The sequence below is a fragment of the Archangium gephyra genome, assembly GCF_042230915.1.
Classification (GTDB): Bacteria; Myxococcota; Myxococcia; order Myxococcales; family Myxococcaceae; genus Archangium; species Archangium gephyra_B.
The window spans coordinates 7,172,282-7,184,876 of the sequence record NZ_CP102578.1 but is presented as its reverse complement, the minus strand read 5'-3'; the positions used below and the strand labels follow the sequence as shown (position 1 = coordinate 7,184,876).

Annotated in this window: 9 protein-coding genes; 8 read left to right on the top strand and 1 reads right to left on the bottom strand. The window is 68.4% G+C overall.

Features of this window, described 5'->3' with window-relative positions; genetic code table 11:
* Window positions 1–76: 76 nt before the first annotated feature.
* The gene (locus NR798_RS28110) at window positions 77–1,486 is read right to left on the bottom strand and encodes an FAD-dependent oxidoreductase (protein WP_375765590.1); all 1,410 of its coding nucleotides are present in this window, start codon (window positions 1,484–1,486) and stop codon (window positions 77–79) included.
* A gap of 215 nt (window positions 1,487–1,701) precedes the next feature.
* Between NR798_RS28110 and NR798_RS28105 the strand changes: the two genes are divergently transcribed.
* From NR798_RS28105 to NR798_RS28070, 8 genes are all read left to right on the top strand, one after another.
* Entirely contained in the window at window positions 1,702–2,820 is a 1,119-nt protein-coding gene (locus tag NR798_RS28105; protein ID WP_375765589.1) for a GNAT family N-acetyltransferase, read from the top strand.
* On the top strand, window positions 2,808–3,983 hold the full coding sequence (locus NR798_RS28100) for a DegT/DnrJ/EryC1/StrS family aminotransferase (protein WP_375765588.1): 1,176 nt from the start codon (window positions 2,808–2,810) through the stop codon (window positions 3,981–3,983). The genes NR798_RS28105 and NR798_RS28100 overlap by 13 nt, the downstream gene beginning before the upstream one ends.
* 65 nt (window positions 3,984–4,048) lie before the next feature.
* Window positions 4,049–5,260, top strand: coding sequence for a GNAT family N-acetyltransferase (locus NR798_RS28095; protein WP_375765587.1), 1,212 nt, complete (start codon window positions 4,049–4,051; stop codon window positions 5,258–5,260).
* A gap of 202 nt (window positions 5,261–5,462) precedes the next feature.
* Window positions 5,463–6,701: a PPC domain-containing protein gene (locus tag NR798_RS28090; RefSeq protein WP_375765586.1), complete on the top strand. Its 1,239-nt coding sequence runs from the start codon at window positions 5,463–5,465 to the stop codon at window positions 6,699–6,701.
* Window positions 6,702–6,951: 250 nt separating this feature from the next.
* On the top strand, window positions 6,952–8,817 hold the full coding sequence (locus tag NR798_RS28085) for a HEAT repeat domain-containing protein (RefSeq protein WP_375765585.1): 1,866 nt from the start codon (window positions 6,952–6,954) through the stop codon (window positions 8,815–8,817).
* Between the two features lie 175 nt (window positions 8,818–8,992).
* Complete coding sequence (locus NR798_RS28080; RefSeq protein WP_375765584.1) at window positions 8,993–10,174, top strand: hypothetical protein; 1,182 nt, start codon at window positions 8,993–8,995, stop codon at window positions 10,172–10,174.
* A gap of 429 nt (window positions 10,175–10,603) precedes the next feature.
* The gene (locus NR798_RS28075; RefSeq protein ID WP_375765583.1) at window positions 10,604–11,680 is read left to right on the top strand and encodes a cell surface protein; all 1,077 of its coding nucleotides are present in this window, start codon (window positions 10,604–10,606) and stop codon (window positions 11,678–11,680) included.
* 119 nt (window positions 11,681–11,799) lie between these two features.
* Window positions 11,800–12,582 carry a hypothetical protein gene (locus tag NR798_RS28070; RefSeq protein WP_375765582.1) on the top strand — a complete coding sequence of 261 codons (783 nt, stop codon included), beginning with the start codon at window positions 11,800–11,802 and terminating at the stop codon, window positions 12,580–12,582.
* The last annotated feature ends 13 nt before the right edge of the window (window positions 12,583–12,595 follow it).

Below are 12,595 nucleotides of genomic sequence, written 5' to 3'. Positions count from 1 at the left end.
CCTCGGTGCCGCGAATGAAGTCCCCGAGCGTAGGCGACAACCTCCCCGAACGTCGAACGTGTGGCGGCTCGCCTGCTCAGGCCGCCTGGTTCCTCGGGATGGCCATGGGCACCGGTGCGTGCGCCTGGGAGGACGGGGGGGACCGGGTGGTGAGGACCTTGAGCAGCATCCGCGGCGAGCCCAGGGCGGCGGGGGACTCGACCATGTGCATGACCCGCATGAAGGTCCGCAGGGCCTCCAGGTCGTGGGTCGCGAGCTGCTGGAACCGGTCGCCGTACCAGTTCGTCAGGGCGTACCCCGGCGGGCGCTTGCCCTCCACCTGGGGGAAGCGCAGATCGCCGCTCGTCGCCATGGTCCAGGGCGTCGACAGGAGCTGGCCCACCTGCCGGCGGTAGCGCTGGGCCACCCCGTCCAGGCCCTGGCGCAGGCACTCGTCCAGCGCCTGGGCCTGCAGCGCGCCCGTGGTCATGCCCTGGCCGTAGATGGGATTGAAGGAGCAGAACGCATCCCCCACCACGGTCAGCCCCTCGGGGAAGCGGGGCATGCGCTCGTAGTGGCGCCGCTGGTTGTGCGAGAAGCGGTAGTGGTGGATGGGCCCGTACGGCTCGGCGTTCCGGAGGGCCTCGTAGAGGTGCGGCTGGGGCAGGCCCCGGGCGAACTCGAGGAAGTCCGCGTCGTCCGTGGTCGAGGGGCCGTCCCCCAGCCAGCCGCCCAGCATCACCAACCAGCGGTCCCCCTCGATGCGCTGGATGGTGCCGACCCGCGGCTGCTCGGGCAGCCGGGGCGAGAGGCTCAGGATCTCCCAGCCCGGTTCGAAGTTCCTGGGCCGGTGGTACAGGCGGGTGGCGTAGCGCACGTCGACGTGGATGTGCGTCTCCTCCACGCGGGGGTAGCCGAGTGCCTCCAGCCACTGGGGCGCGCGGGAGCCGCGGCCGCTGGCGTCCGCCACCAGGTGGGCCTCGAGCGTCTCCTCCGGGCCACCGCCGGGTGCCTGGAGCCGGATGCCGGTGACACGGGCCTTGTCCGGGCTCGTCAGGAAGCCCGTCACCTCGCGGCCATCCACGACGCGCACGTTGGGCAGGGCCTGGAGGCGCCGGCGGATGACCCACTCCAGCAGCGGCCGGCTCTGGCAGGTCATGTCGAGCCCGATGCGTCCGCGCGGGAGCCAGACGCCGCCCATGCACCAGGCGTGGTGCTCGGTCATGTCCACGATGAGCCCCCCGGCGGCCTTCAGATCCTCGGAGATGCCAGGGAAGACGTCGCCGAGGATGTCCAGTCCGCGCGTGAGCAGGCTATGGGCATGCTGCGCCTGGGGGACGCCCTTGCGTGCCTGGGGCCCGTCCTCGAACCGGTCGCGCTCCACGAGGGTGACGCGCTCGAAGCGGCGGGACAGCACGCCCGCGGCGATCAGCCCGGCGATGCTCCCGCCGTAGACGACGGCGTGCATGCCAGCGGGGGTGGAAGGCGGGGAGGTGGGAGTGCTCATGTGGACCTCGGTGTGACGGAAAGAGGCCTGGAGCGTAGGCGACCCTCCCCGCAAGGTCGATTTGCTGACAGATGCCCGCCAGGCCGCCTGGGTTCTGCCCTGGGGGGAGCGGCCGGAAATGCCGCGCGTGGGTTGTGGGCGGACGCGTCCGTTACCACCTTCCGGCGCACGCGAGCCCTTGGGGTTTCGCGCCGTCAGGAGCCGGACACATTCACATGGAAGCCAGACAGCTCTCCCCCGCGCCGAGCGTCATCGAGGTGTCGGATCGGACCGCCTTCATGGCGCTCGAGCCCGAGTGGAACGCGCTCGTGGAGTCCACGGCCAACGAGCCCTTCTATCGTCACGAGTTCATCCGGGTCTGGGTGGACAACTTCGCCCCGGAGTCGCGGCTGCGCGTGCTGACGCTGCGCGACGAGGCGGGGCGGCTGAGCGCCGTGCTGCCGCTGATGGCCGGGCGGGCGTCGATGTATGGCGTCCCGGTGCGGCAGCTGTCCGCCACGGCCAACACGCACTCGTGCCGCTTCGACGTGGTGGCGCGCGAGCCCGGGGCCGCGGCGGAGGCATTCCTCTCGCACCTGCGCGCGGACAAGAGCTGGGACGTGCTGCTGCTCACGGACGTGCCCGAGGGTGGAGCCGGCTGGCCGCTGTACGAGGCGGCGAAGGCGGCGGGGCTGTCGGTGGGGACGTGGGAGTCGCTGCAGTCGCCCTACATCCCGTTGCCGGGCTCGTGGGAGGCGTACCAGCAGACGCTGCAGTCCAAGTTCAAGGCCAACTGCCGCCGCCGGCGCCGCAAGCTGGAGGAGAAGGGCCGCGTCACGGTGGAGCGGGTGGAAGGCGGCCTGGAGCTGGAGGCGAAGCTGGAGGAGGGCTTCGCGCTGGAGGCGAGCGGCTGGAAGGGCCGGCGCGGGACGGCGATGGCGCAGGACACGCGGACGCGGGGCTTCTACTCGGAGCTGGCGCGCACGGCGGGGTACGCGGGCCGGCTGGCGCTCTACTACATGCGGCTGGACGGGCGCGCGGTGGCCTTCCAGTACGCGCTGGAGTACGGCGGGCGCTACTTCCTGCTCAAGCCCGGCTACGACGAGTCGCTGGGGGACTGCAGCCCGGGCCAGCTCCTCATGGAGGACGTGCTGCGCGACTGCATGTCGCGGGGCCTGCGCGAGTTCGACTTCCTCGGGCCGGACATGGTGTGGAAGCGCGACTGGACGGACAAGGTGCGCCGCCACACCTGGCTCTACGTCTTCAACGACACGGCATTGGGCCGCGCGATGTGCGCGGCGAAGTTCCGCTGGGCACCGGTGGCTCGGGAGGTGGTGGCGAAATGGAAGCGGTGATGAATACGCGGTTGTTCGTTCCCGCCCTGCCGACGTTGTGGCCGGGCATGCTGCTGGGCCGCGGTGAGCCGAGCGGCTTCATGCCCTTCGCCGCGCCCAACGTGCGCTGGTTCTACTTCGCCCGCAACGCCGTCTGGCTGACGGTGAAGATGCTGGGGTTGGACAAGGGCGAGGTGCTGATGCCGGCCTACCACCACGGGGTGGAGGTGGAGGCGGTGGCGGACGCGGGCGCCACGCCGCGCTTCTACCGGGTGGGCAGCCGCTGGGACGTGGACGTGGAGGACGTGGAGCGGCGCATCGGGCCGAACACGAAGGCGCTCTACCTCACGCACTACGCGGGCTTCCCCGGACCGGCCGAGGAGATGCGCCGGATCGCGGACAAGCACGGCCTGCCGCTCATCGAGGACTGCGCGCTGTCGCTCTTGAGCGCGGACGGCTCGGTGCCGCTGGGGACGACGGGAGACATCGGCATCTTCTGCCTCTACAAGACGCTGCCGCTGCCGCATGGCGGGGCGCTCGTCGTCAACGGCCCGAGGCAGTACAGCCTGCCCGAGCCTCCCACGCCGCCCTTCACGTCCACGCTGAGCCACACGCTCTCCGCGCTGCTGCAGAACCTGGAGCTGCGAGGGGGCCGCTTCGGGCGCGGGGTGCGCAGCTTCATCCGCAGCCTGGGCAAGGGCGCGGTGAAGGCGGCGGACATCCAGCGCGTGGCCACGGGCACGCAGCACTTCGACCGGCGGCACGTGGACCTGGGGATGAGCCCGTTCGCGAGGCGCATTGCCCAGGCGCAGGACCTGGAGGCGATCGTCGAGCGGCGGCGGCGCAACTACTTCTTCCTGCTGGGACGGCTGCGGGACGTGTCGGCGCCGCTGTTCAACCAGCTGCCGGCGGGGGTGAGCCCGCTCTTCTACCCGCTGGTGGTGGAGGACAAGGCGGAGGTGCTGGCGCGGCTGCACGCGCGGGGAATCGAGGCCATCGACTTCTGGAGGCACATGCACCCCGCGTGCGACGCCTCGGCCTTCCCCGAGGTGATGCAGCTGCGGCGGAGCATCGTGGAGATTCCGTGCCATCAGGATCTCTCGCCGGAGGTGATGGCGGAGGTGGCCCTGGCGGTGCGGGGCGCGCTGACGCAGGACCGGCGCACCCGCAAGCACGCGGGCTGAATTCCCTCCCTCTCCCCTCGGGAGAGGGGCGGGGTGAGGGTATTTCGACACACGAGGTCAACACCGTGATCCACGAAGCGGAACTGTCGCCCACTCCGAGCCCCGCGAGGTGGCTGGAGGTGGACACCGTCTGGGGACTGGCGAAGCTCGCGGGGCTGCGTGGCGCCTGGAGCGACCTGCTCGAGGAGAGCAACGCGGGCCCGTTCAACGCATGGGAGTGGCTGTACCCGTGGTGCCGGCGCATTGGCGCGGACCGCAAGCCCTTCGTGATGCAGGCGAAGGATCGGACGGGGGCGCTGGTGGGGCTGATGCCGCTGGGCTTCGAGTACCAGTGGGTGCTCGGGAGGCCGATCCGGCGGCTGGCGTTCCTGGGCGAGACGCACGTGGGCAGCGACTACTTGGACATCGTTGCCCGGCGAGGCCGGGAGGAGGAGGTGGCGCGTCTCTTCGCGGAAGCCCTGTGGGAGCTGAGGGACGAGTGGGACGTGCTGGACCTGTCGGATCTGCGCGAGGACTCGGTGACGGTGCGGGTGCTGCGGGAGACGTTCGGCAAGTACCGGGCGGACCTGCGGATGTCCACGCGCTACGTGTGCCCGTACGAGTCGCTGCCGAAGGGCGAGTCCTTCGACGGTTTCCTGAAGCGCACGAGCCGGCGGGACAACTTCCTGCGGCGCAAGAAGTGGCTGGAGAAGCAGGAGGGCTACCGCATCGAGAAGACGGAGGCGCCGGGCGCGCTGGCCGGGCCGCTGACGGACTTCTTCCGGCTGCACTCGATGCGGTGGGAGTCGGACGGAGGCTCGCAGGGCATCCGCGGCAGTGGTGTCGAGTCCTTCCACCGTGACGCCACGCAGTTGCTCGCGGAGAAGGGCCGGCTGCGCATGTACACTATGAAGGTGGGAGGCCAGGCGGTGGCCTCGGTGTACGGCATCCTGCACCGCGACTCGTTCATCTACTTCCAGTCCGGCTATGACCCGGCGTGGCGCAACCGGAGCGTGGGCCTGGTGCTGGTGGGCGAGACGTTCAAGGACGCCATCGAGTCCGGGCTCAGCGAGTACGACTTCCTGCGCGGCACCGAGTCCTACAAGTCCGACTGGACGACGCAGCAGCGGCGCACGGTGTCGATGCGCGTGCTGGCCCCGGGTGGAGGAGGGGAGTGGCTGGTGCGGCGCGAGGAGGCGATGAAGCAGGTGCGCGAGGTGGCCAAGCGCGTGCTGCCGCAGGACATGGTCGAGCGCGTGCGCCGGTTGCGGCGCAGGCTCTCGGCGGTGCGCGGGTAGGCCGCGTCAGGGCGAGCTGTCGCCAGCCACGGCGGGAGAACTGGCCGGGGCTGGCATGGCGGATTCCTTCAGTCACGGTCCTTTCTTGTCTTGATGGATTTCACCGGGTGTGTATATATACACACCCGTCGTCACGGCCGAGATGGCACTGACGGACCACGAAAGACAAGGGAGTGAAGACGTGCGCTTCGGACCAACAAGGATGGCTCTCCTCGCAGCGGCGGCACTGGTTCCCTGGCTCTCGGAGGCGCAGACCGTGGGTCAGCGGTGTGAGACCGATTCCCAGTCTCCCCAGGAGGCGGAGGCCCGCGTGGAGTGGGCTCGCCGGTGCGCGCTCCTGACCAACGTCGTCAGTGCCAGCAACGGCTTCACCACGATCGCCCCTCTCATTGATTACCAGGAGGTCAATCCCTCGACCAACCCCTACGGCGTCAATGCCTTCCAGGGCGATCTCATGGGCTTCGAGGTCAACTCCACCTACATCTATTCCCTGTTCTCCACGACGCCCACTTCCCAGAGCATGGATCCGTATGGCTTCTGGAAGTGGAACTGGCCCGCCACCGGCAAGCGGACGTACCCGCTCTACCCGGTGTTCAGCACCACGTATGGCATCTCCGATTACGGGAACGTCCAGCTCTTTCCCCACCCGCAGCTCGCGGACTGCCGGCTCTACTCCGACCGGAGCGGCTACAACGCGGTGGGGACGTTCTACGTGAACCTCTATTGCGACAGCACGTCCACCACGCTCTCCAACGGCGTTGCCTTGACCTACCAGTCAGGCGCCGGCGGGAGCGTGAAGTACTACACCGTCAAGGTCCCCGAGGGCTCCGTCAACCTCACCTTCACGGCGAGCGGCAGCTCGGGGGACGTGAACCTGTATGTCAAGAATGGTGCCCGGCCGACCACGGGCTGGTACGACTGCGCCTCCACCTCCGGCACCACGTACGAGGCGTGCTCCCTGCCTTCCGCGAGCCCGGGCACGTACCACGTGATGCTGGTGGGGGTCTCCAGCTACTCCGGCCTGTCGCTGACGGCCCGGTGGAACAAGCTCCAGAACGGCGTCACCGTCAGCAACCTCTTCGCGGGCAGTGCCGTCGAAAAGCTCTACACATACTCCGTCCCCCTCAACTCCATGTATGCCTCGTTCACCCTCTACGGGGGCTCGGGAGACGCGGACATCTATGTGCGGCGTGGCTCGCCTCCGACGACCTCCGTGTATGACTGTGCCTCCACCCTGGGGGGGAGCGGCACCTATGACAGCTGCGACCTGAACTACCCCTCCTCGGGGACCTATTACATCCTGGTCCGGGGCTTCACCGCCTACTCCGGCGTCTCGCTCGTGGCCTCGCATGAGATCGACTCGGGCGGATGTCTCGCCGCCAGCCAGGCGGAGGAGCTCTCCTCGGAGGAGGGGGCCCCGTTGCGAATCATCTGTCCTTGAGGCACGCCTCTCCTCGTGCACCCGCCTTGCCTGGCTGTCCTTGGCGCTGTGACGCACGGGGAAGTCGTGTTACACGCGGAGTGCGCCTCGTCCAAGAATGAAGGAGAGCGCCCTTCCAGGAGCATTCATGTCCAAGAGACAGCCTCGCGCCGTCCTGCTTTCGCTCGTCTCCCTCGCCCTGCTGGGCCTCGGAGTCTGGTGGTGGTCCGGCCGGACCGGACCCGTACCCACGGCACCCGGGGTTGGGTCCGTGCAACCGCCCCCCACCTCCGTCACTCCAGCCGCGCTCCCCGCCGCGCCCCTCCCTCCCAAGCCGTCCGATGGGACGCGGGCGTGGAACCCCGGCTGGCTCTACCGCTACTCGGTGCTGTCCGAGCAGCAGGTCTCCTTCCGTCAGGGCCAGCCGGGCGCTCCCACGCCCCAGGGCATGCTCTTCCACCTGCAAGGGGACTGGAACGTGGGCGTCGTCAGCGCCGGGGAGGAGAAGATCGTGCTGCGCTTCCAACTCCAGGCGCAGCCCTCCACCTTCGCCATCAAGATCGATGGCCAGGACGCGCTCACCCCCGAGACCCGGGCCGCGATGCTGACCGGGCTGGGCATTCCCTTCTTCGCCGAGCTGGACCGGAGGGGCGCGGTGAAGGTCGTCTACTTCGAGCAGGGGACGGATGTCCTCGTGCAGGGCCTGCTGCGCGCCCTCGTCGCGTCCACCCAGATCGTTCTGCCCGGGGCTCCCCAGGACACCTGGAGCACGGAGGAGTACGACACCACCGGCCAGTACTTCGCCACCTACCAGCGCCAGGGCCCCGAGCTGCGCTTCGAGAAGGTGAAGCAGTCCTACTCCCGGATGGCAACGCCCCAGGGGCTCCAGCCGCTCGGCACGGACACCCGGCTGAGCGTGCGCACCCGCACCACCTTCGCGCTGGCCGAGGATCTGTGGACCCACACCCTCGGGGGCACGGAGCACCTGGAGGTGGACGTGGGCCCGGGCATGCCGGTCACCCTCACCGAGCTGAAGGTGGACCTGCGGCTGCTGGAGCGCCGCGAGGAGGCCTCGTTGCCGGGCACGTTCGCGGCCCGTCGCGGCTCGCTGGCCCCCAGCCTGCTCGCCGCCGTGCTGATCCAGGCACCGGATCCGAAGGATCATTTCCGCCAGGTGCTGGGCAACCGGCGCTTCGAGGACATGCTCGCGGACCTTCGCGCGCTCCCCACGGAGGTCAAGGCCCGGGATGACGCGAGGACGCAGGCGCTTGAGCGGCTGCGCTCGCTCTTCGAGCTCGAGCCCGCGGAGGCCCTGAAGGTGCCCGGCGTGCTCAAGGGGATGGATCCGCTCGCCGCCAGCCCCATGCTCGGCGCGCTCTCCGCCGCCAGCACCCCGGAGTCCATCCAGGCCCTGAGCAAGGCCATCGACGATGCCTCCCTGGCGCCCATGGTCCGCACGGACGCCATCGCCGCCCTGGGCGTGGCCGAGGCGCCTACCCGCGAGGGGGTGGACACCCTGCGGCGCTTCTCCCAGGACTCCTCGCCCCTGCTGCGCGAGACGGCGACGCTCGCCCTGGGCAACGCCGCCATGCAGATGCGGGAGGGGGACGCGCGGGGCGCGGAGGGCCTCGTCGTGGAGCTGCAGTCCGCCTGGCGCTCCGCGAGCTCGCCGGAGCAGCAGGCCCTGGTGTTGCGCGCCCTGGGCAACACCCAGTCCCTGGCGGCCCTGCCCACCCTCACCGAGGGCCTCCGCTCCCCCTCGGCCCTCGTGCGGGAGGCCGCCGTGGTGGCGCTGCGCAACATGCCCGATCCCTCCGCGGACCGGCTCCTGGCCGAGCGGCTCGTCGGAGACCCCGAGCCCCAGGTGCGCAAGAGCGCCGTCTTCGCCTGCACCTTCCGCACCCTCCCGCTCTACATGCCCGTCCTGGAGCAGGTGCTCCGCTCGGATCCGGCGGACGGCGTCCGCTCCGACATCGTCACGCTCCTGGGCGGCAATCGCGGCCTGCTGCCCGGTGCCGATGCCCTGCTCTCCTGGGCCGGTCAGAACGACCGCAATCCCGACATCCGCAGGGCGGCCCTCTCCTTCCTCAACCCCACGCCCGCCCCGGCTCCCATCGCCTCTCCCTCCTCTCCCTGAGGGCCCCGGCTCGAGTGCCCCCGCCCCTCTCGGGCGGGCGGCCTCGCCCCTTGTCCGCATCTTCACCCAGACATCATATGCGGACAAAATAGATGTCTTTGCCCGCACATCCTCGATTTCTCATTTTACTCACGGTATGGGTCATTCCCCCAAATAGAGGGAGGGTGGATTACCCATGAATCTCAAGCTGATCGGTGCTTTCACGCTTGCCGCAGTTCTCGCTCCCGCGGTTGCCTCAGCCGAACCTGTCTATACGGATACGCAGCCGTACCAGGTATCGTCCCAGTTCCCCTACGTGGCCTATCCGTCTGGCTATCAGATGGATGACCGCTATCCCTGGGATACGACGAGCTACACGTTCGATCCCTATCGGACTTACTCCACGTCCGAGCAGCAGACCGTCATCATGCAGGAGGCGGGCCTCACCAGCGCCGTGATGACCATGGATACCTCGGGCGCCCAGGTGCTCGAGATCGACCAGGGCCGCATCCCCGAGTCCTACATCCAGACCGCGCCGCCGCCGGTGGAGCAGTCTCCCGTGGGCGACATGGGGACGTGGGGCGAGATGGGGACGGCGGATGCCACGTTCAACAAGACGTACTACCGCTCCGAGGGCTTCGGTAACAGCCTCTTCGGCGCCAAGTACGTGATCAACGCCGCCGTGACGGCCACCCCGGCCACCTCGGGCCAGGCCAAGAAGGTCGAGGCCTTCGGTGAGGGCAAGGTGCTCGGCACCGCCTTCAGCTACGAGAAGGAGCTCGTCCGCGCTCGCGCCGACATCTACGGCCAGCAGGGCGGCAGCAACGGTGGCAGCGCCGGCCTCTTCGCCATGGGCCAGCAGATCTGGTCCGCCAACCTGTCCTACACCTTCGGCCCGGCGCCCATCGACTGGAGCCGCACCTTCTTCTCCGTCTCCAAGACCTTCGTGGTGGGCCCCGTGCCCATCACCGTGAAGGCCTCGCTCGCTGGCGGTGTGAAGTTCAGCCTGGTGGGGGAGATCGCCCCGACCGTGGCTCGCCTGACCGTCAACTCGGGCGGCTGGTCCAACGTCACCGCCTCGGCCTCCGTCAACATCATCGTCGCCCGGTTCGGCGTCGAGGGCAGCCTGAGCCTCATCAACGTCACCCTGCCCGCGGTGGGTGAGCTGTTCTGGCCCATCTGCTCGCTGGACTGGACGCTGCGCTCCAACCTCAACCTCAACACCCTCTCCGGCCAGCTCAAGCTGTTCGCGGAGATCCGCCTCCTCTTCTTCAAGAAGAAGTGGTCCACCACCATCGCCAGCTGGAGCGGCATCACGCGCAACTGGCAGCTCCTGAATATCAACGGCACCCAGGAGCTCGGCATCTGCATGTATTAGTATTGCCCGCCCCGCGTGCGGCCCTCGTCCGCCGTCACGTTCGCGTCACGTCCGGGCAATCCGTCACATCCGTGTCACGCGGGTCCAGGCAATCCGTTACGTTCGTGTCACACGTCTGAGCAATGAAGAGCGGCTCCGCCTCGGCGGGGCCGCTTTTTTTTTAACCAATGGGAGACACGCCTGGGGAGCGAAATTCTTCACGTGCGGTGAAGGAACGCATGACAACGTCCGGGAAAACGTGTACAACACATCATCTTCGGCAAACGCGTAAAAACCCGGTTGCCCCTGGGGACGCGTCCGGTCCTCTGTCAGTGCCACACCGAGTCTCAAAGCCGCATTGCGCGGAATTGAGTGCGAGTGGTCCGCCTCCAATCAAAGGCGGGCCGCCAATTCAAGGAGTCAGACATGACGAACAAGCTTTGGGGTGGGATGGTTGTATTGGCTGCCATTGCAGTGGTGCCGACGCAGGCCCATGCGGAGCCCATCCTGCAGCAGCGCTGCAACGCGGACAGCCTGGACGTGACGCAGGGCGCGCTGCGTGTCGAGTGGGCCCGCAAGTGCGGCCTGCTCAAGAACGTGGGCAGCCCGACCTTCGGTTTCGACACGGGCCTGCCCGCGTCCACCGGTGGCAATCTGATCGACTACCAGGAGGCGGATCCCGGCCGCAACCCGTACGGTGAGGGCGCGTTCTCCGGCCCGAGCCAGAACTTCGAGGTCAACTACGCCTACGTCAACGCGCTCTACCTGAGCGGTGGCACGTCGCAGGGCACCGACACGTGGGGCTACCAGAAGTGGTCGCGCGCGGACACCCGCAAGCGCGCCCGTCCGCTCTATCCCACGTTCGGGTCCACGTCGGATCTCGCCAACGCCAGCAACGTGCAGCTCTGGCCGCACCCCACGCTGGCGGACTGCAACCTCTACGCGGATCGCGCGGGCAGCATGGTGGCCCAGGCCTCCACCTACTACGTGAACGGGTACTGCGAGGCGAGCTGCTACGCCCCGGATCAGCGGATCCTCTTCGCGGATGGGTACACCTCCATCCTCGACGCGCTCAACGCGCGCCGCGAGGATCTGATGACCCTGACGCCGGACTCCTCGCTCGACGACGTCAAGCTGCAGCAGAACACCACCTACAGCTACACCGCCGAGACGCGTGACACGGAGCACCCGCTCTACGTCATCACCACCCAGTCGGGTGGCGAGCTGCGCGTCACCAACGAGCACCCCGTCATCAACGGCGAGGGCCGCATGGTGCAGGCCCAGACGCTCAAGGTGGGGGATGATCTCGTGAAGGCGGACGGCACGCCCGACTCCATCGTGGACATCCAGAAGACGAGCCACTTCGGCAAGGTCTACAACCTGCGCCCGGTGACGCAGGATCTCGTGTCCAACGTCCTGGTGGCCCAGGGCTACCTGGTCGGCTCGTCGAACTTCCAGAACGACGATGTGGCCTACATCAACCGCATCATCCTGTTCCGGTCGATGCCCTCCGACGTCATCCCGTAATCCCAGCTGAAGGAAGCAACGCGTGGGGCGGGCCCCGTGTCCGCCCCGCGCGTGCAGGTGGTCTCGCTCCTTCCGGGGCGAGGTGTGGTCCCTTTTTTCTCTGGAGGCGAGTGATTCCGATGAAGTCCGCCCGCTACATGCTCATCGCCGCGGCGCTGGTGCTGGTGTTGGCCGCGGCCGTGGCCTTCAGGTCCGGCACGAAGCCCGAGGAAGCCCAGTCCTCCGCCCCCGTGGCCACGAGGCCCGCTCCCGAGGCCGGTGCCCGGCCCACTGCCCGCGCCGAGGAGAAGCCCGCGGTGCTCGTCGAGCAGGCCGTCGCCGCCGCCACCGAGGAGGCGGAGGAGCACGGTGAGTTCACCAGCTCCCTGGATCTGCTCAAGAGGAAGATCCTCAAGAAGGATCCGCAGCTCGCGCAGTTCGCCTATTTCCGAGAGCACGTGCTGATGGATTCCGCCAACAGGCGTGACTACCAGAAGCTGCTCTCCGACAAGGCGATGTACGAGCGGACGCGCGACGCGCTGCTCCATCCCGAGGGCTCCAAGGACAGCATGGAGAGCAACATCAAGCGCCTGGTGCAGATCGACTACCTGCGTGAGGCCCTCAACTACAAGGACAATCCCGAGCGCGCGCAGCTGCTCTCGACGCTGGGGGACATCATCTTCCAGGACACCTTTGGCGCGGACATGGCGCCGGAAGTGAAGCGCTCCCTGGCGGCAACCAAGATGGAGCTCTTCGAAATCCTCTCCGAGCAGGAGCCGGAGCGCGTGAAGGCGCTGGTGGAGTCGGCCCGGGGGACGCGCCTCGAGGGGATGCTTGCTTATTTCGCCGATCACAACCAGCGCCGGCAGGCCAAGGAGCGTGAGCTCAGCCTGCAGGCCCAGATTCAAGCCAAACAGCCTTGAGGGAGTCAGCCAT

Excerpts from the sequence above, each read along its gene's own strand:
- NR798_RS28110 (WP_375765590.1), bottom strand. The coding sequence starts at position 1,486 with ATGAGCACTCCCACCTCCCCGCCTTCCACCCCCGCTGGCATGCACGCC.
- NR798_RS28105 (WP_375765589.1), top strand. The coding sequence starts at position 1,702 with ATGGAAGCCAGACAGCTCTCCCCCGCGCCGAGCGTCATCGAGGTGTCG.
- NR798_RS28100 (WP_375765588.1), top strand. The coding sequence starts at position 2,808 with ATGGAAGCGGTGATGAATACGCGGTTGTTCGTTCCCGCCCTGCCGACG.
- NR798_RS28090 (WP_375765586.1), top strand. The coding sequence starts at position 5,463 with ATGGCTCTCCTCGCAGCGGCGGCACTGGTTCCCTGGCTCTCGGAGGCG.
- NR798_RS28080 (WP_375765584.1), top strand. The coding sequence starts at position 8,993 with ATGAATCTCAAGCTGATCGGTGCTTTCACGCTTGCCGCAGTTCTCGCT.
- NR798_RS28075 (WP_375765583.1), top strand. The coding sequence starts at position 10,604 with ATGGTTGTATTGGCTGCCATTGCAGTGGTGCCGACGCAGGCCCATGCG.
- NR798_RS28070 (WP_375765582.1), top strand. The coding sequence starts at position 11,800 with ATGAAGTCCGCCCGCTACATGCTCATCGCCGCGGCGCTGGTGCTGGTG.